This is a genomic window from Holdemania filiformis DSM 12042 (assembly GCF_000157995.1).
GTDB classification, from domain to species: Bacteria; Bacillota_I; Bacilli_A; order Erysipelotrichales; family Erysipelotrichaceae; genus Holdemania; species Holdemania filiformis.
In genome coordinates this window covers 215,602-238,645 of sequence record NZ_GG657552.1, presented here as the reverse complement: position 1 = coordinate 238,645, position 23,044 = coordinate 215,602, and the positions used below count along the sequence as shown (strand labels likewise).

Genomic DNA, 23,044 nt, shown 5'->3' with positions numbered 1-23,044 from the left:
TTTCTTTACTTACTTATGTAAGGCAGGCGTGAACCTGCCTTGTCGGCTTACGGATCGATCACCGTCGGAGTTCGCCCGATACCGACGACTTCCGCCGCGATGCGTTTCCAGGTCTGGCAGCGGCGATGCCGTCCGCGCCCAAGCCGTTGTCGCGTTGATACTGAATCAGCGCCGTCCGGGTCGCGTTGCCGAATTTACCGTCCAGCCAGCGCGTCGAATACCCCAGCGCGTTCAGCGCGTCCTGCAGCACCAGCGTGTAGCAGCCGACCGAACCTTCGCGCAGCGTCGGAAATCCCGATGTGCCGCCGCAGGCGCCACGGGCATACCGGCGGTCGAAGTGAACCCAGGTCGGCGTCATCGACAGCGGTTCGACATACCCCCAGACGCCGAGGTTATTCGCGGTCCGCCAGATCTGATTTCGCTGACTCTGCGACAGCCGCTGGCCGACGTCAAAGGAAACGCCGACATAGTGCTGCGACTGCAGGCCGTGGCCGCCCTCCCAGATTCGTTTAAACGCATAACCGACCGGAATCGCCGCGCCGTAGGTGCGGCGGGTGGCGTTCCAGGCTTCCATCGCCGTGGTCGTCGTCCAGAAAACCGTGGACCGGCTGGAACCGCGGAACTCCCGGACTAACAACGTCCGTCCGTAGGAATACGGCATCGGATCGTTTTCTTCCCGCCATTCTGTATAAATCTGATTGGTGTCCGGATCATAAACCATAATTTTTGCCATTGATCTCACCTCCTCATTCATGTCTATGCGGGAAAAGAAAAACGGCGTGGATAAACGCCGGTCTTCATGAAAGTTTAGGAGTATGAACAGCGCATCCAAAAGCGCCAGCCAACTCATTTATCTAAAAAGGAGAAATCGGCGTCAAACAAGGAAAGCAGCTCTTTCAGCGCGGATTCAGATAGCGGAGCTTCGCCCGTCAGCTGCACGGTGATCACACGATTTTCCCGCCGCAGGAAAAAATAGGTGTCCTGTGTGCCAGGAATCTGCGCCTGCCGGATCTGTCGGATTGCCGCCTGTGGATCCTTGAGGATCTGGCCTTCGTCAAACGTCAGCGATGCAAGCCAAGTTTCGTCAATTTCTTCCGGCAGCCGCAGACAACCTGTTTTACAAGGCGCCTGTGCATTTCGCTGTCCTTTCAGATAGCCGCGCAGATCCTGCTTCATCAAATTCATGAGCTGCGAAGGCCGTGCCGATTCGATCAGCGACACGCTTGCCGACAAAGGATTGCCGGTATCCTCACAGCGCAGCTGCACTGAGTAATTGAGTTCTCCCAGAGCATCGTGATGCGCATCCTGACCGCTGGCTGTGAAATGATCGCAGCCGAAAGGTTTCAGCGATAACAAGACCGGCGATACTCTATCCTGGTATTTGAAATATAGATAAGCACCCAGGGCAACGACAAGTATACTCAGCAGACACCGGTTTCGCCATTTCCGGCGTTCCCGGCTGCGTTCCCATCCCTTTTTAAAATAATTCCTCAGCAATGTCATCGGATTTTCGTTTTTTACCATCGTCGTTCATCCCCGCGCAGAAACAATCTCAAGCTACTTTGATTATAACTGATTTCCCCTCCGAATACCGTTTTTCTATCTTGCTTTGGCTATCAAAATCATACTGTTTTTGGCCTGCTCGCACATTTTGTAATTCTGCTGCCGCTCTCAACCTTATCCTTTTCGCAACCCTTCATTGCACTGGTAATTTTTTCCATCTTTTCCCCAGGCTCTCACCACAGACCCGCTTGTTATAATAGACTTACCTTCCTTTCAAAACATCCCTCTTTTCTGTCACCGTGAGGCGTAAAAGTAGAAAATGAAGTTCCTTACCGGAATCGCTACAATGGAATCAGAAGGAGTACAGTTCATGAGTGAAATTATAAAACAAGAATATATTCATTTACATTGCCCGGCCGTTACCAAGGCAGAAGTTCTGCAGACAGCGAGCCGCTGGGCCGCGGAAGCGGAGATCATCGCGGATGCAGCTTTGTTTCTCAAAGGCTTATGGGATCGGGAGGCGGAGTTTTCCACCGGAGTCGGTGACGGGATCGCCATTCCCCACTGCCGGCTGGAATCGATCCGCCAGCCGTCTGTTTTCTTTGCCCATCTTGAAAACCCGGTCCGCTGGAGTCCTGAGGAGGAAGTCGATCTCATTTTGGTATTGGCCGTTCCGCAGTCCAACGCTGAGAACACACATATCCGTTTATTATCCCAGCTTGCCCGCAAACTGGTCGACGAAGTCTTTGTCAGTCAGCTCCGCGAGCTGGATCAACCCGCGGCGATCTACGCTCTGTTCAACGACATTCAGCTGTGACGCAAGGAGGTGAGCTCCATGCTGAACGAAAAAATGTTTCAGCTGATCCAACTGCTGAAGCGGGGACATTCTCCGCTGACCAGCGGCATGCTTGCCCAGCAGCTTAAGTTATCCGCCCGTACTTGCAAGCGTTACATTGCCGAGTTAATTCCGCTTTTGGAACAACACGGGGCCCGCATCCTATCCGATAAGACCGGTTACCGGCTGGAAATTATCGACGCTGCTCGTTTTGAAGCTTTCTTACAGGAAAAAACAAAGGTTTTTGAGTTCTCCGAAAACAATGGCGAGCTGCAATTCGGAATCTTGAAAAGTCTGCTTGTGAATCCGACAATTTCGCAGTCGGAAATGATCGATCAACTGTTCATTTCCCGTTCTACTTTGAATAAGCTGATGGTTGAAGTCAAAAAGACACTGAAAGAAAACGGGATTCTTTTAGCGAACCGGCCCTATTATGGATATTACATTGTCGGGGATGAAGTTGATATCCGCAATTTCATGGTGAAAACTTTGTTTGTGACCGCTTCCTTTCTTTCAGCCGAACCGGAACTGCTCGCCCGCATGCCGTTTGCGCTCAGCCGATCGGTCAGCCAGATCTGTCAGATTCTGAAAGCGGAAGGCATTCCGCCGGAAGAAGATCTTGTGCATTACTGCCTGAAATATCTGATGGTCAGTCTGTGTCGGATTCAGGGTGGAGCCCAATTGCGGCTTTCACTGCCCAGCTTAAGTGAAACGCTGCAGCCTGCTGTTCAACGGGCGGCATCCGCAATCCTGGATCTCTTTTGCGGTCCGCTGGTGATCAACGACGAAGAGCGATTGTACTTCGCTTCAATCATAGGCAACCGTACCCCGCTGCCGCCGGATGAAGCGCTGGCCTCCGCAGATTGGCTGCGGGAGCTGGTCGACGACATGCTCAACAACATTCTGAATCTCTGCAAAGTCGACTTCCGCAGTGATGCAAAGTTGAGAAAAGCACTGATGACACACTTATATGCCTCTTTTTCGCGTTACTATCTGAAAGCCACGCTGCCCAATCCCCTGATGACGTTGATCAAATCACAATATGTCGAAGCTTACAATTATTCGTTGATCGGATGTGAAATGTTAAAGGAAAAACATCATCTGGCAATCAACGACGATGATATCGGCTACATCGCATTGCATTTTGCGGCCGCCTTGGAAAAAGACAGAGCCGCAATGTTATGCCGAACGGTGATCGTTTGCGGCAGCGGAATCGGGACTTCGGAGCTGATCCGGCTGCGCCTGAGCCGGAAAATCCCTCAGCTGGTCATTCAGGACGTCCTCGCTTCCTACGAATTGCCTGACTTTTCCGCAATCGACGTCGATTTTATTATCACCACCGTCCCGCTGCCGGCAGGAAATAATCCGCTGCCGTCAATTTTAATCAGTCCGATGGTCACCAGTGAGGATATTCATAAGATTGAATTCATGATCCACAATTATTCGTCGCTGCAGTATCTGCGTTCATTGTTCCGAGAGGAACTGTTCTTTCCGGCGGTCGAAGGGAAAACCAAAGCGGAAGCGTTAGATTCTCTGACGGCTTCAATGGTAGAAACGGGCTTGATCAGCGAAGCGTTTGCGACAGCGATCAAAGAGCGGGAAGCGATGTCTTCGACAGAAATCACAGAAACGGTTGCGATCCCGCATTGTTTCCTTTCCGTTCCGATCGACACGATGCTGGCCGTCGGGATACTGAAAGAACCAGTGATGTGGGGAAGATCCCGCGTTCAATTATTATTTATCGGAATTATCAATCCCGCCGTCAAGAAAAATAAATGTGTATTTCCTATGATTTACCGATTGATTCAAGATCCGGAGAAAGTCCAGCGGTTAACCCGGCAGACGGAGGCCGACACCTTCCTGCGCATCTTGTTTGAAAGTATCGAAACAGAATAATCTAACCTCACGTCCTGGAAAGCGCTCAAGGAATCATGCGTTTATCCAGAACGTGTTTTTTCCTTTATCCGTCGTTATATTCCTTTTATTTGAATCGAAACTGACGAAGTCCTGTTTTATCTTTCAACACCAATCCCCGCGGATGACAGCGCGGTTGGAAATTCAAAGGCATGGGAAAAGTGCTTCCTTTCAATCCCATTCCTTTACATAATCCATTTTCTGATAAAAAAAGACTGTTGGCTGGATCCCGCTCGTCAGGCGTTTTCCCGGCTCAACCGTCTTTTCCCGTGCTTGATTCAATATTTCTGAAACCGTTCCTTCTTAATCAATGGATTGTGGTCTGGCTGGCAGGATCAGAATTCACCATGAAGCGAGCGTTTCCTGAATTTCAATGAGCTTTTGCGTTATCAGCACAAACTAATTCCGAACTCAAGACTTAAAGCTTCTCAGTATATTGATGCGTCTGGAAGTAAGGTTTTTCATTCTGCGCGATCGGCAGCGTCAAATCGACACCTTTGGCCTGAGCCAGACACCAGCTCAGCACCTGAATTGCACAGGGAAATTCCAGCGCCGGGAAGCAGGATTGCGGTGTAAACGCCAGATCGGATTCGTCAATCGGATTCGCACCGATCAAAAAGCCGTTGCCGAACTCGCATTTCGCAAACCGGGCCAGTCCTCGGGCACGGTCATTTTCCCGGCCGCCGTCGTTCATGACCAGTACGCACAGATGCGAATGAAAGCCCAGCGTCGGACCATGCATGCCTTCCTCCAGCTCATAGCCAATTGACATAACCTTGCCGATTTCAATCAATTTCAAAGCGCCTTCCAGCGCCGCACCCCACAGACCGTCGATTCCGTACACCGCGAACATTGCCGAATTCAGCAGCTGCGTTTCATTTCGTTTATACCAGGTCATCGCCTGAGTCTCAATCTGCGGCCAGTTTATCAGCGCGGCTTCTATCTGCGCAATCAGTTTCTGTTCTTCCTCCGCGGTGATCGTATGACGACGCAGACCGATTTCCATCGCGATCAACAGCTGGACCACCATTCCGGAAACATAGCCGACCGTGCGCATCTTGTATTCCTCATCGGCGCACATCATATTGACGTGCACGCCGCATTCCTGCGACATATACTGGTTCGGGTTCTGCGTGACAGCGACGTTTGGCAGCCCTTGCCGCTGCGCGGACTGCAGCGCCTTGCGCGTTGTGACGGAGGTTCCGGATTGGGAAGGAAAGATTGTCAGAGCGTTGGGATTGCGGACAGTCCGGTCATAAAGATATTCATTGGGAGTCATCACGGATACCTTGAGCTTTGTGATCCGTTCAATCCAGCCCTTCACACTCATAACAGAATTATAAGAACTGCCGGAACCGACATAGACCAGCTCGTTCAGATCATCCAGCCGGTCGGCCAGATATTCAGCGAACGGCCGCAGGTTTTCTTTGCGGGTCGCGATTAACAGACGGCCTTTTTCAGGCACACGTTCGATCCATTGAATTAACGGTAGCATATTTCGCCTCCTAACGTCTGACCGACATTGCCATCCGGCGGTAGGTATGCCGGCGGCCGCGGATCGCCATGGAATAATGGAAAATGTTGAGCGGATCCGGAACTTGTTCGTTATAACCGGAATCGCCTAAGTCATGAATGTCCGCGCCGGCCATTTTGGCATACAGTGCGATCTGTTCCACCGTCTGCGGGAATGCGCCTTCTTGAGAAGTATGCACGCCTAACGAAGCCAATGCGCCCTGTTCGTGAATCAGGTCGACATAGTGTTTGCATTTTGCCAGATCCCAGCCCGGCAGTGAACCCGGCGCGGGAATCCCAACAATATTGACCCCAGCCTGAATGAAGGACACAATCTCCTCCTCCGTGATCAACTCTTTAAACCCAGCTTTCTGATTCAGGATGCCCGGCCCGTGCGGACGGTTAAACTGCAGAATCAGATCATCTCCCAATTCCTGACGTACCGCGGTAAACAGTTCGGTAAAGGATTCAAGACGAGCCCAGCCGGAGACGCAGATATGCTTGACACCTAAGCGCCGGGCGGCGATCATCCGCGCGGCTGTGGCGACGATTCCTTTGCCATAGACCTGTTCTGTCCGTTCAACGTCTTCCGGATTGCACGCAAACATCAGGATTGATAACGGACGGCCCACGATCTCGCTAATTTCCTGGAATGTATACCCCTGACCAAGCGGAATCTGAACGCTCTGTTCCGTTTCCTCGTCCCGTGCCGGATCTTTACTTGCCCAGCCGGGGATGTAGGGATTGAACGGATCGTAGGTGTCGATATTCACAATATCGGCGCCAAAGGCAGCGACCAGTTCGGCATTGGTGACATGATCGACCAGATTGGCCCCGCGGATCCGGGCTGCAGCGCGGATAATCCGTCCTTCAGACATCCGGATCGCGCTTAATAATTCAGTCGGGCTCATCGCCGTTAACTCGCTTGGCGTTGCGGATAAAAATCGTTTTTGTGTCATATTAAGCCTCCTTCTGTTTCATTGCTTTTTGAGCCAGACGCATCCTCCGCAGCAGAACCAGCACCGCAACGGTCAGCGCGCCGATCAAGATTGAAAGCATATATAAGAACGGCTTTTCCATTAACGGTACCCCGAGGATGCCGCCCGGCACAGTTTTCGGCATGTGAACGCCGAACAGATAAGCGGACGCCGCGGCCAGACCGCCGCCCAGGCAGTTGATCGGAATCATGAACAGCAAGTCGGACAACAACAGCGGTAAGCCGCCTTCCGCAACGCACAGCAGGCCCAGGATTAACGCCGGCGTGCCGCTGGCCTGTAAATCCTCATCAAACAAATGTTTGCGAACGACAAACTTATCCAGCAACGTTGCCAGACCGAAACCGATTGCCGGAACGACAGAACCGATCGACAGCGGTCCTTTGGAGAAGCCGGCATCCGCCAGCTGCAGCGTAATCGCCATGAACCCTTTGGAAACCGGACCGCCGATATCAAAGGAATTGCCTGCGGCCAGAATGAAACTGACGGCCACACCGCCTAGATTTCCAATCACGCCGATCAGCGATACAATGCTTTGCGTGATCCAGTTGCCAAGCGGATTGATCACGAAGTAACAGGCCAGGAAAACCGCCAGGGTGCCGATCAGCGGATAGACGACCATGTTCATAACCGGCAGATAGGTACGGCTGACCTTAATGCGTTTTTTCAAAGCGTTCATGAGATAGCCGCCCAGGAAACCCGTGATCACCGCGCCGAAGAAGCCGGCGCCGGACAGGACGGAAAGCAGACCGCCGAAGAAGCCGACGATCAGGCCGGTGCGATTGGCGATGGAATAGGAAATATAGGCTGCCAGCACCGGATACATCAGATCACGGCATTGCGGACCAGCGACCTGCTGCATCCAGGCAAGACAGCGCGTCAGAGCGTCGACGCTGGCCAGGGCTTCCGCCGATTTAATATCCAGCCCTAACATCGAAGCCGCAACCTGGGCTACGCCCATGACGATCCCCGGTGCGACGATCACTGGAATCATATAACCAATTCCGGTCATCAGATGTTTCTGGAATGTAGTAAAGCCTTGTTTCATTGAGGTGCTGCTCATCGATCATCCCTCCTTTTCAAAAAAACGTTCGATCACTTCATGAGCGTGGTGGAGTATTTCGTGCATACTGGAATGAACCGTTTTTGCTTCGTAGCCTTCAAAGCGTTCCTCACCGCTGATCGCGATGTCGTTCGCCAGAATAATCAGACTGGCTTCGTTGAGATCTTCCCGCGTCAGCTCGTTTTCAATCCCGGCAAACCCCTGCGTTTCGACTTTGGCTTCGTAGCCCATCCGCTTTGCTTCGCCTTCCAGCTTGTCTGCGACGATGTAGGTGTGGGCAATCCCTGCAGGACAAGCGCACAGCCCGACAATTTTCTTTTTCATTGCGGTTCCCCCTTTCTTTACTTTCATTGTAAACAGGAACCCCTGGGACTTCATCGCTTATCCGCGCCGCTTTCAGGACAGGATATGGACGCATATTTTTTCCCATAAGCGGGCCAGATTTAAGCCTGAGATTCACTTTCCTACTATAAGAAAAAACGACCGGTGCCTTCCAGTCGTTTTGTAACCTTGTTTTTCAAATTTATATGGGACAACCGACTCCCATTACCCGCACTCATGAAACGCACAGACATGATGGAAGTTCCGCTGGGCTAAGTCCTGCTTGCGGATATAGAAATACAGACTGCCGGCATCCAACCAATATTGTTCATAATCGGAGCTGAGCAGAAAGCCTGTCTGGAATAAGTTAATCCAATCCTGCGGCTGTGTTTCTTCCTCATCGGGACTCAGTGACTTATGCATAAAAACAGCTGAGCTCAACACCTCATTCTGAATGATATCCCCGTAGCCCAGGAATTTGAAAACGCGATCATCATAATCGGAGCGAGGCGGATACCCAGCCAGCGCCGCGTCCTCCTCATAACGTTCGTCCCATTCCTCGTATTTCTTTTCCACATCATAAAACTGTCTGTATTCTTGATTGCCCGGGTGATCGATCAGCGTGTGATAAGTCATGTTGAATTCCGGAATCCGTTCTTCCCCCGTTAATTCTTCCGGCAGCGGGCGCGGCTTAAGCAGCGTTAAATCGCCGTCATAATAAAATACATTACGATCCCATTGTTCGTTTTCTTCATATTCTACTAAATCGAAAAAGAAATAGAGAATTCCGCTCGTTGGCAAAAGATGATCCAAATCATACGGAATCAGGTCCTCTAACAGAATCTGTGCGATGAATGACAGCGGGTGAGGTGTGGAAGATTCCCATCCGCGAACATTCTCAAAATACGGCCAGACAAAATCCGGCGGCAAATCCGGGATTCCGCCGATCTTAGAATGCAGCTGCGCACAGGGGTGAGCGGCGCGGCCGGTGGCGGCGATAATCGCGTTTTTCTCCAGACTTTTCAGATGTTGAATCCAGGCTTGTTTTTCCATTGACTTTCCATCCTTTCTTTATTTCATTTCTTCGCCGCTTGTGCGGGAAAAAGAAAGTCCTATGTTTTTAATATTCTTGAATAAACGATAGATCTGCGTTGAATAAGCCAAGCAAGGCCTCGATTTCTTCTTCTGTTAATTGCATTTGTTGACTTAACTGCACAGCCATAACGCGTTCGTTCTGTCTGATAAAGAAAAAGGATCTTTCTAAACCGGGAAATTGGAAAGCATTCAATTCCGAGCTTGAGCCATTCTGCGTCTGTTCCAGATTTTCCGGTGAATTTGTTATGGAATCCAATGTGGCTGTATCCACCGAAACAGGTGAGCGCAAACATCCCTGGTCACAGGGGCTTTGACTTTCTTTATCCGATTCCGCTGCCGTTTTGAATTCTGTTAACATCTGATTTTGGAGCCATTTTTCATCTTCGGCGACCCATAAAACAGCGTCTACAACCAGGCTTGTTTTTTCAGCTTCTTGACATGACATTCCAATCCGATAGGTCTGCCTTCCTTTGGGATCTTGATCAGCCTCTTTCCTGGATACGGTGTAATTCTTACATCCAAAGACTTCCATCGAGAGCAGCTGCGGCGTGATTCTTTCCTGTTTTTGATTGTACAGGAAAAGGAAAAGAGCGGTCATCGCGAGCAGAATATACTTCCCGTTGTTACGAAGCAAACCTTCTTTCAATATGCGTTTAATTTCATCCATGTCGTCTTTAAACATAAATTATCCCTTTCAACCGGCCTCTATGCTTTCATTGTAATCTTTTTTATGGCTTTTGCCTATCAACTTCATTTGTTTGTAAAAATAAAAAAACACGGAACTTCCTGGGAAATCCCGTGTCGTAAAACTTATCTTTTCAATCCAGCCTGAAACTGGAAGCAGGAAACCTGACGGCCGTTGATGATCGAAGGCTGCGGTTTGGCTTTGGCACATTCCTCGGTCGCATACGGACAGCGGGTGCGGAAAGCACAGCCTGACGGCGGATCCAGCGGACTCGGCAGCTCGCCCTGCAGGACGATCCGCTTCTTGGACTTGCCAATTTCCGGATCCGGAATTGGAACAGCCGATAACAGCGCTTTGGTGTAAGGATGCATCGGATTGTGATACAGATCGCTGCTTTCGCCGATCTCCACCATGTTGCCCAGATACATGACGCCGATCCGATCAGAAATATGTTTGACCATGCTCAGATCGTGGGCTACGAACAGATAGGAAATGCCCAATTCCTTCTGGATGTTCTTCAACAGGTTGATAATCTGTGCCTGAATGGAAACGTCCAGCGCGGAAATCGGTTCGTCGCAGATGATGAAATCCGGATTCAATGCCAGCGTTCTGGCAATCGAAATTCGCTGCCGCTGGCCGCCGGAGAATTCATGCGGATAGCGGCGGATATGGTCTGGTTTCAATCCAACGATTTTCAACAATTCCACGACCCGGTCTTCGCGTTCTTTTGAACTGTTGTAAATGTTGTGGATATCCATCGGTTCCCGGATGATTTCACCAACTGTCATTCGCGGATTCAGCGATGCGTAAGGATCCTGGAAAATCATCTGGACTGATTTCCGGAATTCTTTTAACTCCTTGCCTTTCAGTTTGGTGATGTCCTGACCTTTGTATTCAATCGTTCCGGCTGTCGGCTCGTATAATTTAACGATGGTGCGGCCCAGCGTCGACTTTCCACAGCCGGATTCGCCGACTAACCCGAAGGTTTCACCTTTATGAATTTCAAAGCTGACCCCATCGACGGCTTTTACGATCTGCTTTTTCGCAAACATGCCCTTGGTGACGTCGAAATGAGTCTTCAGGTCGGTAACTTTTAAAATGACTTCGCTGTTCATTTTTTACCCTCCCTTTTCTTCAATTCATTAAGCCAGCAGGCACATTCATGTGTTTTGGAAAAAGCGGTAGCGGAAGGCATCTGTTCCTTACAGATCCGCATGGCCTTTTCACAGCGGTCGACAAACGGGCAGCCCTTCGGCGGATTTAATAAATCCGGCGGTGAGCCCGGGATCGGCTGGAGGTCTTTGTCATCGTCCTCCGGATTGTTGATACAGTTCAGCAGCCCCTGAGTATAGGGATGCTTCGGATCGTAAAAGATTTCTTTATCCGTGCCGATTTCAACAATTTTGCCGCCATACATAATCGCAATCCGGTTGCACAGACTGGCCACGACGCCCAGATCATGGGTAATCATGATAACGGAGGAACCGAGCTTCTCCTTCATATCCTGAATCAGTTCCAGCACCTGGGCCTGGATCGTTACGTCCAACGCAGTTGTCGGTTCGTCCGCAATGATCAGCTTTGGATTGCAGGCCAGCGCCATCGCGATGATAATCCGCTGCCGCATGCCGCCGGAAAACTCGTAAGGATATTGGTTCATTCGCTTTTCCGGAGACGGAATGCCGACCTGGCGCATCAGATCGATCGCCTTTTGTTCGCATTCTTTCTTCGACATCTTCGTATGATTCTGCAGCGGTTCGATCAGCTGCGTCCCGATTTTCAGAACCGGATTCAAAAACGTCATCGGATCCTGGAAAATCATTGCCATGTCGTTGCCGCGGATATGCTGCATCGTCTTTTCATATTCCGTATGATTCTTAAACGCGGATTCATGGATTTTCTTGCCGTCAAACAAAATATCCTCCGCGGTGATCTTGCCGTTATCCGCAAGCAAGCCCATGACGGAATACATCGTCTGGCTCTTGCCGGAACCGGATTCGCCGACGATGCCGAGCACCTCCTGCGGATAAACGCTGAACGAGACGTCGCGGACCGCGTGAACGGTGCCCTGATCGGTGGAGAAATCCACAGTCAGATGATCAACTTTTAACAGTTCATTCATGGTGTTCTCCTCCTTATCTCTTCTTCGGATCCAATGCTTCGCCGAAACCGTCACCGATGAAGTTCAGCGACAGCATCGTCAGACAGATCGCGGCGACCGGCCAGATAATCTGGACCGGATAGCTCTGAACCAATCCGCGGGCTTCCGAAGCCAAAGTGCCCCAGCTGGCCTGCGGCGCGCTGATGCCGATACCGATAAAACTCAGAAACGATTCGGTAAAGATCGCATTCGGCACCATCAGCGTGGCGGAAACAATGATCGGTCCCATACAGTTGATGATCAGATGTTTAAACAGAATCCGCTTCTTACTGGCGCCGATAACAAACGCCGCCATGGAAAATTCCTGCTGCTTCAGCGTTTGGATCTGCGAGCGAACCTGCCGGGCCATGCCGACCCAGGAGGAAATGGAAATGCCCAGCAAAACCGAAAACATATTCGAACCAAAAATCATCATGATCAGAATGACATACAGCATCGACGGAATCGCGTAAATGCAGTCGACAATCCGCATCATAATCATATCGACCTTGCCGCCGACAAAACCGCTGATCCCGCCGTAAATAACGCCGATGATCAGATTCAAAAACGCGGCGACAAAACCAATCGTGAGGGAAATCCGTGCGCCGTACATGACGCGCACCATGATATCGCGGCCCAGCTTGTCCGTCCCCATCAGATGCACCATGTTCGGCAGAGCGTTGCGGTTGGCCAGATCCTGGCCGTCGTAAGTGAATGGAGAAACCATCGGAATGATGATCGCCGCCAGCGTGATTAAGATCAAAAAGATCAATCCGAACAGAGCCAGCTTATTCTTTTTAAACCGCCGCCAGGCATCCTGGAGATAGGTTTTGCTTTCAACGGCGATAAACTCGTTGTTTTTCTCGCTGCTGTCCAGCGGCTCAAACATGCTGTCATCCAGCATCAGTTCTTTTTCTTCCATCGCTAGCTCCCTTCTAGCTGTCCAGCTTGATCCGCGGATCAACGACAGCGTTTAAAATATCGGTGATGATGTTGGCGATGATGATGAAGGCCCCAAAGAAAATCGTCAGCCCCATAATCATCGTATAGTCACGGTTGGAAATACTCGTAACATATTCCGCGCCGATGCCCGGAACCGAGAACAGACTTTCAATGACGAATGAACCTGTCATCAGCGTAGCAATCAGCGGTCCGGCGTAGGTAATGACTGGAATCATCGCATTTTTCAGACCGTGCTTGACGATAACCTTCAGCTGTGAAGATCCCTTGGAGCGGGCTAAGACCATATAATCCTGACGCATAACTTCCATCATGCTGGAACGGGTCAGACGCGCGATCATCGCGATCGGTGAGAGCGCCAGGGAAACTGCCGGCAGCACATAATGCTTCCAGCTCGATAATCCCACAATCGGGAACATGTGCAGCCAGACGCCAAACACAATCATTAAGAGGAGCGCCAGCAAGAACCCTGGAATACTGACACCGGCCGTCGCGATGGCAATGACCAGGTTATCAACCCACTTATGTTTGGTAAACGCTGCAACGGTGCCCAGCGTGATCCCCACGACCATCGCAATGACAAACGAAACAAAGCCCAGCTTCGCCGTTACCGGCATGCCAATCGCGATGATCTCGTTAACACTGCGGCCTTTACGGAAGGTCGAAACACCGAAATCTCCCTGAACCGCGCTTTTCATATAAATCACATATTGTTCCAGCACCGGTTTGTCCAGGTTGTACTTCGCCATCAGTTTTTCCTGAACAGAAGCCGGAATTTTTGTGTTTTCACCGGCAAATGGCGAACCTGGTATAATCTTCATCAAAAAAAAGGTCACGGTCGCCAGAATAAATAACGTTAGAATTCCAACGCCGATTCGTTTTAATACATACTTAAACATAAAAAAGCCCCCTTTCCTGCAAAAACTGTCGATTCAAGCATGACCGGACAGATTGAATCCAAAGTTTTTGTAATAGTTTTATTCTATCTTCTTTTAAGTTACTTGTCAATTTGTTTCATATTGTTTTCTGAAACATTTTCCATTCTTTTCTTTCCTGTGTTTTCTTCCCCCACAGGGGAAGAGGTCTGGACAGCCAGACCTCTGAAGAGTCATTACTTTTCGATCGTGCAGTAGCCGTAGAATGGCGTCGCCCCGACATGCGTCGTATTTTTGACATAGGTTTTCTTTAACATTGGATCGCCATAGTTAAACAGCGGAATGAGGTAAACCTGCTCCTGAACCAGATAATGTTCAATGTTATGGAGCGCTTCCATGTACTCGTTATAATCAACAATATAGGTTGCGGCATCCATCATCTTGTCATATTCCGGATCATCGACCGCCGGCGTCTGCTGCTGGGTTGTTGTCCACAACGTTAAGAACTGAGATGGATCATCGCTGGCCGTGTAGCCGTAACGGGCAATTTCAAAGTCACCGTTGAAGATCTGATTGTAATAAACGCCGGATTCGACAACTTCCAGTTCGCAGTCAACGCCGATCGCTTTCCACATTCCCTGCAGCACTGCCGCCACGTCCGCATGCAGCGTCGTCTGGGAATACTTATACGTGATCTTTAACGGATTTGATTCATCGTAGCCTGCTTCTTTTAACAGGTTCTTCGCTTCTTCCGGATCATATTCCAGGAACTTCTCTTTTTCGTCGCTTTCCGTCCGGAAATCCTTTTCCGCGCCTTTCAAACCATTCGGCACATATCCGTCTAATGGTACATAATATGAAGGATCGCCAACCGCGGTAACCATCGCTTCTTTATCGATCGCCAAGGCCAGCGCACGGCGAACGCGCACATCCTGCATCCACTCCGGACCTGTCGGCCCGCTGTTGATGACTAAGAAATAGTTAGACGGACTTTCAACCTTCCACAATTCTTCTTTGTTTTCATAAGTCAGCGGCAGCGAAGAATTCACACGCAGCGCAATGTCGATATCGTTATTTTTAAACGCCAGCGCCTGAGCATCCATATCCGTCATAACCTGGAAGGTAATCTTATCCAGTGTGATTTCGTCAGCGCGGTAATAGTTTTCATTCTTGGTGACGATAATCTTATCGTTTTCGTTGCATTCTTCTAAAATATAAGGACCGACGCTCGGATAGCCTGGAGCGAACGACCAGGTGGAATCATGCTGCGGCGCAAAATCAGCGCGGACCGGCATAAAAGCGTAGGAATTCATCAAGGCTTTAAAGAAAGCGCAGGGTTTGGTCAGCTGGAATACAAGCGTTGTGTCATCAACCGCCTGAACCCCCGGAATCTGCAGACTTTCCGCGTCCTGGGTATCGTCGCTTTCATAAGCGGCAGCGCCGTCCAGATACGTGACCAGATTGTAAATCGACCATGCGTTTTCAGCGCCATAGGTCAGCGCGCGGACAATTCCGTAACGGAAATGCTCCGCTGTTAACGGAACACCGTCGCTCCACTGGATTCCCTCTTTTAATTTAACGGTATAAGTCAGGCCATCGTCGCTTATTTCACAGCTTTCCGCCAGATCCGGAATCAGATTGTTATCTTCATCCTTAGTAAACAAAGTGCCGTAAGTATGCTGCATAACATACCCGTTGATGAGTTCGGAATTCAACGCCGGATCCAAGGTCGTAAACTGTGCCCCGACCGCAACGGTCAGTTCATTTGTTTTTACCGGATCCTGTGTCGACGTCTGGCCGGAACCAGCCGTTCCTTCTTCTTTTGTACTGCAGCCCGCAAACAGAAGCATACAGGAACAAACTAAGGCTATCCACTTTTTCATATAGAATCCCCCATTCTCTTTCTGGATTGTTCTTAATTTTACACCCATGAGATTAATTGTCAACACTTTCATGAAATATTATTTTATTTTTCATGAAAACATTTTCATTGGTTTCTGTATGATTTGAATATTCCTTATATTTAATCCTCTAATTTAACACTGCCTTCCCTGCCGGAAAACTTTGCAAACCCATTGCCGATCTGAATTTGGCAGGGTCATCCGCAAGTCAGTTTTTAATTGCCGCAAGACTTTGAGCCTTTGTAAAAAAGAAGAAGGATGGCGTTATCCATCCTTGCTTCGTTTCGGATTACTCAGCCGCAGCCTCGACAGTAACGCTGCCGAAGAACGGATTCAGTCCCCACATCTGGACACCCTTGACATTGGTTTTCAACAAACATGGCGTATTGTAATTGAACAGCGGAATAACATAGACCATTTCCTGAACCAGATACCGTTCAGCCGCGTGCAGTGCGTTCATGTATTCTGTGTGATCAACCAGATATCCCGCTTCATCAACCATCTTATCATAAGCTGGATCATCCACCGCGGCAACAATCTGCTGGCCGGTTGTCCATAAGCTCAGATACTGTGACGGATCATCACCCGCACTGTAGCCATAGCGGCAGATTTCGAAGTCGCCGTTATCGATCTGATCATAGAAAACGCCGGATTCAACCACGGTCAGTTCGCAGTCAATGCCTACATTTTGCCACATCTGCTGCAGAATCTGCGCAACATCGGCATGCAGCTGGGTCTGCGAATATTTGTAAGTCAGCTTCAGCGGATTGCTTTCATCATATCCTGCTTTGGCCAGCAGAGCTTTCGCTTCTTCCGGATCATATTCCAAATATTTTTCCTTTGCGTCTTCCTCCAAACGGAAGTCGCCTTCTGCTCCGGCTAAGCCTTCCGGGATGTAGCCGTTAAGAACTTTGTAATATTCAGAACTGCCTACCGCGGTGACCAGCGCATCCTTATCAATTGCCAGAGCTAACGCGCGGCGGACATCGACATTCTGCATTGTTTCCGGACCTGTGGAACCAGAATTGATGGCCAGGAAGTAGTTGGAAACATCCGGTTTATTCCAGATTTCACCCGGATTGGAATAAGTTTCAGCTAATGTCGGAGTGATCGACAGTGCAATATCAATTTCGTTGTTCTTAAACGCCAGAGCCTGGGCATCTGTATCGCTCATGACCAAGAATGTAATCTGCGGCATCGTAACGGAATCCGCGTCATAATATTTATCATTTTTCACAACGATTGCTTTTTCATTTTCATTGCATTCTTTCAATACATAAGCGCCCACTGACGGGTAGCCCGGTTTCAGCGCCCACAAGGAATCATGCTGCGTAGCGAAATCAGCGCGCAGCGGCTTCCAGACGTTGTTGGTCAGCATCTGCGGGAACCAGGCGCAAGGTTTCTTCAAATTCAGAACCAGAGTCTGATCATCCGGCGTTTCAATTCCCTCAATCGTGTCGTTTTCCGGATCAAATGTGTCGTCAGCCAGAATTTCTTCCGCGCCTTTCAAATAAGAGCTTGGGTAGTAAACAGCCCATGAATTTTCCGCGCCGTAAGTCAAATTTCGCAGAATCGCATATTCAAAATCTTTAGACGACAGCGGCTGGTCATCGCTCCAGATAACACCTTCTTTTAATTTAAAGGTGTATGTCAGGCCGTCATCGGAAACTGTGTAGCTGTCGCACAAATCATTGACAATGTTGTTTTCCTCATCCTGACGGAACAGACCGGCTGTCGTATGCCGCAAAACATAGTTGTTGACGGTTTCTGTGCTTAACCCTGGATCTAAGGTTGTAATCTGACCGCCGATCGCGACTTTCAGATTTTCCGGATCCGTTCCGGTTGTCGTTGTAGCTGAACCGCCTCCATTGCCGCTGGAGCATGCGCTGACCAGCATGAGCATCGCCGCGCAGAGAATCATTCCTAGCTTCTTCATTTTCTTTCCCTTCCTTTACTTGTTTGACCGCGGAGATGAAACTCCGCAGGCGTAGGGTATGCCGATAACAGCCGCAATAGACTAAGTCCGCAGTAATAAAAAAATCGTTTCTAACATTCTAGAAACGATTGATCGCGGTACCATTCTAGTTGCTGACAGTTAATGCCAACCCCCTCAATCCTTAACGCGGAAACACGTGAATTCCTATTTTGTTCAGAATTCCATCTCCCAGATGCGCTTCATCATGCCTTGGCCGCGAACCTTCCACCCTCGTTCGCTCGCTTTCGACCGCTTTCATGATTACTCTTCTGTTCATCGATTTTGATTAACCCCAGTTTACAGCGCAGAGTGGGGGTTGTCAAGCAAAAAATAAAACTTTTTCATAAATTGTAAATTTTTCATTTTTGAGATATGAAAGCAGATAAAAAAATATCGGATCCTTTCAGACCAGTCTCAAACTTGGATGTGCTTTGCGATAGATAATCCGGCTGGATCCTGTTTCTATGTTGCTTTTCAAAAATTTTTGAGGCCTTAAAACCGCTCGTGCTCCCAGTGAGCTTTCAGTTGGAAAGAAAGCCGGATAGCCGCAAACAAAAAAAGGGAGAGCCAGCCGGCATCATGAATATCTTTTGGAAGTTGACAGCGGCTGATCGCCCCTTCTTCCCGGTCGGACCATTTTATCAGGAATGACCGCAATCCTTTTCAGTCCCCTTTGTATTGACAAAGTGATCACCGCCAACCGGCGATCTATGAATTAACAGAATCGGAACAGAGATGACTGCGCAGACACCGCGGTGATAATCTCACCGACCAGTCAGTTTTACGATAAGGTTAAAATCCTTTTCGTTAACCTGTGAAATCGAATGTGCTTGCTATACGTCAGTCTGAAATGCTATGAAACTTGTTTCCGATCCATCCCGTCGCGTCGCTGAAATCCGCTGACCGCTTGATTCTCTTGTCCGTCCGCCTGATTATTTCGGAACGTCTTGTCGAAGCTGGAATACACTGATACTGAACAAGGGAGGATTAGCCTATGGAACAACTTAACATCAAGGTACACCAGCGAAAGGAAAGAGTACAGCCGCGAATTTTGTTCGACGACGACGGCTGGGACACGCCTGAAGACCAGATCCAGGCAGAGAATGAAGTCGTATATCATTGCTGCGAAGACGACTGCGACGACGGCTGCCGCTGCGACAATGGCAACTGCGGCGGAAATCAAGGCTGTGGTTGCGGAGGAAATAACTGCGGATGCGGATGCGATACAGGCTGTACCGGCGGTGAAACAGGCGGCGAAACCGGCGGCAGCGGATGTGACTGCGATTGCGATTGCAGCTGTGACTGTGATTGCAGCTGTGACTGTGATTTAGACTGTGATTGCGATAATGACTGCGACTGCGAGTGTGACTGTGACTGCAATGGAGACAACTGCCCGGATGATTGCGATCCTGCCTGCCGTCCGCGAACCATTATTTTTCAAAAACACAAAGAGTGTATTGAACGGACACAGCCGACCGGATGCAATGATGAAACTGGTTCCTATCGGAAATGTTCCGTAACGATTAAGATTATTAAACGCTATTAAAAGCGAGCTGGGCTCGCTTTTAATTTGTTTTGACTTCAACAAAGCTCTGTCTTACCGAAACTTTACCGCTGCGATTATTCGTCCGCCCCGCCTTCCAGATTTTTAATCGCCAGCGCAGATTTACCCGTCAGCTGCGCAAACCAGTCAAGATACGGCCGCCATAGCGGAGTATCGAAAGTCTGCGAGTCTTGCGGGTCCACAAATTTAATCCGATACTGATCCTTCAAGCGACAATCAATGACGGCGGTCCGCAGGATTTTAAACGAAAATTCATTCATTCCCACTTTTTCACCCTGGAGCGTATAAAGCAATTCTCCAGGTTCTTTCAGAGGATCCGTATACCATCGATGTCCGGCTTCCAGGATTTGATCATCTTCATCCAGCTTATCAAAAGCAGGTTCATCGTTAATCAGACCTTCATATTGGCTTGCCCACATCATTGGCAGAATCAGACTGTCACCCTGTCTTTGCAGCGGAATTTCGTAATTCCCGCCCGCCGCATATTTTTCCCGCACCGGCAGCGCACCCTGATCAAAAATTGCTTTTGCCTCTACGCTGACCAGCGCTGTATCTGGTTTGCATGCCCAGTTTATAACGGCGGCGCATTCGTTAACATAATGATATTGAATCCCGGCTTCAATTCCTTCTCCCGCGAAATACGTGTGATCCGTTTTTGGGCTGACCAATGTCAGCGTTTCCTGATAGCTTCTCTGTTCTTCACCCTGACTGACCGCGAACATAACCGCGCCGTTAAATTCCAGCTGTTCTTCCGTTGTTTGCTGAAATTGCCGAGTAATCGTGCCAATTTCCAGACATAATTCGTTATTATCAGGATCGTTGTCCAGTTCGTAATCAACCCTGGCGCGCAGAATGCCCGTCTGTGAATTCAATTCAAATGGAATTCTAACTGTTTGTTCCGGCAATGCCGGCAGTGTTTGTTCAAGAATAACCTCATCCTGCAGCCAGACGGTGACCGTCTGTTGCTTTTGAGGATTGCAGCCCTCGCACACCGCGCGAAGCGCCGCGTATTCTGTTTCGCCAGGATGGGTCGCAGGCGCTAACAGCTGACCGGCAGCCGCATCGCCTTCATTGAGTTGGTAATAGCCGGAGATGGACATCCCTTCATTGCCTGCACGGTCGAGGGTCTCAACGACAATTTGGCATTTCCCCGCCATCGTCAGTTCAATTGCCTGCGGACTGTCATGATCAAACCAGGCGGATGTTTTAATGAAGGACTGGCCTTCGTCATAGGTAACTCGATAACGCCAGCGCTTTATCCCGCTTAAATCGTCCTGCGGCGTGATCCATACAGCAATGGCCGTTTCGTCAGTTTCCCCTTCCGAGGGATCAAAGACTGCCCATGGCGGCTGCTTATCAATATTGCCGACCGGGATGTCAACAGTCGAGATATTTCCCGCATGGTCTTGTGACGAAACGGAATAATTTCCATTCTCACTGACCGTAAACTGCGCGGCAGCACCTTCTACCTGCTTTTGCGGAGTCGTTACATTCTTAACCCCGCTCAATTCATCCTCAGCCCGGACCTGAACTAAAACCTCTGTATTCGTCCAGTCTTCCGGCGTACATGTCCAGTTGATGAGCGGACCGTGCCGATCCGCGCGCCACTCCAACGTCGCCAAAGCAGCGCAGTTTTGCGCGTGATCGCAGGCCGTCAGCGTCAACGTCTGCCGGCCTTCCTTATCGTTGATCAGGGGCGCCGACCAGACTCCATCCTGTTCACTCAAGGTTATTTCACCTTGCGGTGCATCCGCTGTCACAGAATCAACGCCGCTGTTAAATACAGCCGGCTGATCTTTAACTTGGCTTGTATGGACGCTCAGGCGGGCCTCTCCATTAACCCAATTCGTAAATACCTGCCCGTCCTCGGCCAGAATTTTTCCCGACTCGTCTTCAATCCAGCTGCGTTCGCTCTGCGGCGGCAGACGATCAATTTTGTACAGATCAGAAAGTGTTATGCCGCGGTTGCCTGCCTGGTCTTCTGTTTCCACTTTGATCCTGTTCAAGCCGTTCTGATCCAGCGTCAGCACGGTTGACTGTGCCGGCAGCCATTCGCTGTAGCGGCCATAATGCAGACCGCCGTACGAGAGATAAAGCCCAGCGCCAGCGCTTTACACCGGAGTGTTCGTCAAATGCGGTAACTTTGACCGAAACCGGCTGATTCAGCCAGTTTTCCCGCCTTGCGGATCAAAAGAAGCAGTCGGCGGCGTATTATCAATTAAAAAGATCTCCGAGGTCACAGCCGCCGTATTCCCCGCTCATCCTGCAGCCGCGCTTCGATCTGCCACTGTCCGGACTGGTCCAGTGAATAAACAAACGGAGATCCGTCGGATTGTCCCAAATCATCGCGCTGACCCGTTACGGTGTTCAGCAGCGCATATCCGGTCTCCGTGATCCAATGTTCTTGCGGATCGTACAGATTTTTATAGGTAACGACAGTGACGTCGTATGAATTCAAGCGCGAATTGGAGCTATGTCCTTCATACTTAAAACAAGGCGTACTGCGGCTGCCTGTCGTATGCTGACACCAGCCGGCGTCCTCGCTCGACCAGATCTGATTCGGCAGATTTCTCTGTTGAGACCAGTAAACCGGATTTGCTGTGTACTGCACACCCCAGCCCGGACTGGTCTCAATCCAGGGCCAGGCTTTTCCCTTAGATCCGTAAGAATAATAGCGGTATCGGAAACCGCCGCCTTGTTCCTCCGTGTACCAGCCGCTGATTTGATTGGAATAGCTGTCCAGGCCTTTAATCACCTCTGGATTCGCATACGCCGGGATCGATCCGCCGCGGCCGTAATCATAGAAATCAGATTGATTCTGAATTTCCGCTTCCTGCTGAACAAGCAGCGAAGTCGACGGCGTGAACACGCCGGCACTTTCCTTTTTCCATACGCCCTGCGTACCGTCAGGATCGTAGGTTCCCCCATCCAGACAAACCGTAACCTGCCGGATATCCGTTTCCTCAATTTTTTCCGGTGTCCAGCGCACATGCTCCTTCACTGCGTAATCCGGAATTTGAAAATAGCTTAATTCATAGTGACACTGGGGGCCGCTTTCTTCAAAAACCACATAAAGATTGCTTACTTCACGATCATCCAGTTGTAAACTAATCCGCTTCTCTTTTGTACTCAGCACCTTTTCCCCAGCCGTCAGCTCCGCCCGGCCGTCTACCCAGTTCATTTCAGCGTTGATCCAAACCGACTTCTCAAGCACTTCCCCTGCCCCGTTCCAGCCCTGAACCTCAAGCTGTAAGTTCCTGATTTTTATCGGTTTGCCAAAATGCGCAGAGATAAAATTAGGATCGTCCGGATTTTCATTTCCGCTGACCGTAAGCGTTTTTAAACCCGCCAGCACTTCCCAGCTTGTACGCTTCGGATAAGAAAAAGTCCCCGGCGCGTTAAACTGCGCTGTGATCTGCTGGGAATTGATCATCATCTGCTGATCAGCGGTGAATTCGCTATCCCAAAAATCCTGATGACTGACCCATTCCTTGACTGAATAAAACAACATTACCGTACAATCCGCCCGGATCGCGGTCATGCTCAAAATCAGGTTGAACAGAATCAACAGAATTAAACTTCTCCGCGTTTTCAATAGATCACCCGCTTCGTTGTTTTCGAAGCCTTCAATTCGGTTTTCAAGCCGATCAGCGCAACTTCAATCTGCAGCTTTCCCGTCACCTTATAGGTACACCGCTGATCCTGAAGC

General features: G+C 49.8%; 20 protein-coding genes and 1 other annotated feature. Of the genes, 4 read left to right on the top strand and 16 right to left on the bottom strand.

Going from position 1 to position 23,044, the window contains the following annotated elements:
* Positions 1-58 precede the first annotated feature (58 nt).
* Together HOLDEFILI_RS01970 and HOLDEFILI_RS01965 are read right to left on the bottom strand one after the other, a co-directional pair.
* Positions 59-733 (bottom strand): peptidoglycan-binding domain-containing protein, encoded by a 675-nt coding sequence (locus tag HOLDEFILI_RS01970; protein WP_244264295.1) that lies wholly within the window; start codon positions 731-733, stop codon positions 59-61.
* A gap of 113 nt (positions 734-846) precedes the next feature.
* Complete coding sequence (locus HOLDEFILI_RS01965) at positions 847-1,524, bottom strand: hypothetical protein (protein WP_006057672.1); 678 nt, start codon at positions 1,522-1,524, stop codon at positions 847-849.
* Between the two features lie 349 nt (positions 1,525-1,873).
* On the opposite strand from HOLDEFILI_RS01965, the gene HOLDEFILI_RS01960 reads away from it, so the two are divergent.
* From HOLDEFILI_RS01960 to HOLDEFILI_RS19115, 3 genes are all read left to right on the top strand, one after another.
* Complete coding sequence (locus HOLDEFILI_RS01960; protein WP_039863689.1) at positions 1,874-2,320, top strand: PTS sugar transporter subunit IIA; 447 nt, start codon at positions 1,874-1,876, stop codon at positions 2,318-2,320.
* Positions 2,321-2,338: 18 nt separating this feature from the next.
* The gene (locus HOLDEFILI_RS01955; protein ID WP_006057669.1) at positions 2,339-4,234 is read left to right on the top strand and encodes a BglG family transcription antiterminator; all 1,896 of its coding nucleotides are present in this window, start codon (positions 2,339-2,341) and stop codon (positions 4,232-4,234) included.
* Between the two features lie 170 nt (positions 4,235-4,404).
* Positions 4,405-4,629, top strand: coding sequence for a hypothetical protein (locus tag HOLDEFILI_RS19115; RefSeq protein WP_156788818.1), 225 nt, complete (start codon positions 4,405-4,407; stop codon positions 4,627-4,629).
* 41 nt (positions 4,630-4,670) lie between these two features.
* On the opposite strand, the gene HOLDEFILI_RS01950 is transcribed toward HOLDEFILI_RS19115, so the two are convergent.
* From HOLDEFILI_RS01950 to HOLDEFILI_RS01895, 12 genes are all read right to left on the bottom strand, one after another.
* Complete coding sequence (locus tag HOLDEFILI_RS01950) at positions 4,671-5,747, bottom strand: SIS domain-containing protein (protein WP_006057668.1); 1,077 nt, start codon at positions 5,745-5,747, stop codon at positions 4,671-4,673.
* A 10-nt stretch (positions 5,748-5,757) separates the two neighbouring features.
* Positions 5,758-6,723 (bottom strand): DUF7916 family protein, encoded by a 966-nt coding sequence (locus tag HOLDEFILI_RS01945; protein WP_039863687.1) that lies wholly within the window; start codon positions 6,721-6,723, stop codon positions 5,758-5,760.
* Between the two features lies 1 nt (position 6,724).
* Positions 6,725-7,822: a PTS transporter subunit EIIC gene (locus tag HOLDEFILI_RS01940; RefSeq protein ID WP_039863686.1), complete on the bottom strand. Its 1,098-nt coding sequence runs from the start codon at positions 7,820-7,822 to the stop codon at positions 6,725-6,727.
* A gap of 3 nt (positions 7,823-7,825) precedes the next feature.
* Positions 7,826-8,146, bottom strand: coding sequence for a PTS fructose transporter subunit IIB (locus tag HOLDEFILI_RS01935; protein WP_039863684.1), 321 nt, complete (start codon positions 8,144-8,146; stop codon positions 7,826-7,828).
* A 222-nt stretch (positions 8,147-8,368) separates the two neighbouring features.
* On the bottom strand, positions 8,369-9,196 hold the full coding sequence (locus HOLDEFILI_RS01930) for a DUF1963 domain-containing protein (RefSeq protein WP_006057664.1): 828 nt from the start codon (positions 9,194-9,196) through the stop codon (positions 8,369-8,371).
* Positions 9,197-9,263: 67 nt separating this feature from the next.
* A complete protein-coding gene (locus tag HOLDEFILI_RS01925; protein WP_006057663.1) occupies positions 9,264-9,920 on the bottom strand; it encodes a hypothetical protein in 657 nt (218 codons plus the stop codon).
* Between the two features lie 128 nt (positions 9,921-10,048).
* Positions 10,049-11,038: an ABC transporter ATP-binding protein gene (locus HOLDEFILI_RS01920; protein ID WP_006057662.1), complete on the bottom strand. Its 990-nt coding sequence runs from the start codon at positions 11,036-11,038 to the stop codon at positions 10,049-10,051.
* Positions 11,035-12,042: an ABC transporter ATP-binding protein gene (locus tag HOLDEFILI_RS01915; RefSeq protein WP_006057661.1), complete on the bottom strand. Its 1,008-nt coding sequence runs from the start codon at positions 12,040-12,042 to the stop codon at positions 11,035-11,037. Before HOLDEFILI_RS01915 ends, HOLDEFILI_RS01920 begins: the two co-directional genes overlap by 4 nt.
* A gap of 13 nt (positions 12,043-12,055) precedes the next feature.
* Positions 12,056-12,982 (bottom strand): ABC transporter permease, encoded by a 927-nt coding sequence (locus tag HOLDEFILI_RS01910; RefSeq protein WP_006057660.1) that lies wholly within the window; start codon positions 12,980-12,982, stop codon positions 12,056-12,058.
* A 13-nt stretch (positions 12,983-12,995) separates the two neighbouring features.
* Positions 12,996-13,919 (bottom strand): ABC transporter permease, encoded by a 924-nt coding sequence (locus HOLDEFILI_RS01905; RefSeq protein ID WP_006057659.1) that lies wholly within the window; start codon positions 13,917-13,919, stop codon positions 12,996-12,998.
* Positions 13,920-14,131: 212 nt separating this feature from the next.
* Entirely contained in the window at positions 14,132-15,778 is a 1,647-nt protein-coding gene (locus HOLDEFILI_RS01900; RefSeq protein WP_039863683.1) for a peptide ABC transporter substrate-binding protein, read from the bottom strand.
* Positions 15,779-16,085: 307 nt separating this feature from the next.
* Complete coding sequence (locus HOLDEFILI_RS01895; protein WP_006057657.1) at positions 16,086-17,732, bottom strand: peptide ABC transporter substrate-binding protein; 1,647 nt, start codon at positions 17,730-17,732, stop codon at positions 16,086-16,088.
* Between the two features lie 117 nt (positions 17,733-17,849).
* Positions 17,850-18,057, bottom strand: a binding site (T-box leader).
* A gap of 708 nt (positions 18,058-18,765) precedes the next feature.
* Between HOLDEFILI_RS01895 and HOLDEFILI_RS01890 the strand changes: the two genes are divergently transcribed.
* On the top strand, positions 18,766-19,317 hold the full coding sequence (locus HOLDEFILI_RS01890; RefSeq protein WP_006057655.1) for a hypothetical protein: 552 nt from the start codon (positions 18,766-18,768) through the stop codon (positions 19,315-19,317).
* A gap of 74 nt (positions 19,318-19,391) precedes the next feature.
* On the opposite strand, the gene HOLDEFILI_RS01885 is transcribed toward HOLDEFILI_RS01890, so the two are convergent.
* Both HOLDEFILI_RS01885 and HOLDEFILI_RS01880 read right to left on the bottom strand, forming a co-directional pair.
* On the bottom strand, positions 19,392-21,326 hold the full coding sequence (locus tag HOLDEFILI_RS01885) for a hypothetical protein (RefSeq protein ID WP_156788817.1): 1,935 nt from the start codon (positions 21,324-21,326) through the stop codon (positions 19,392-19,394).
* 245 nt (positions 21,327-21,571) lie between these two features.
* Positions 21,572-22,930, bottom strand: coding sequence for a hypothetical protein (locus HOLDEFILI_RS01880; protein WP_006057653.1), 1,359 nt, complete (start codon positions 22,928-22,930; stop codon positions 21,572-21,574).
* Between the last annotated feature and the right edge of the window lie 114 nt (positions 22,931-23,044).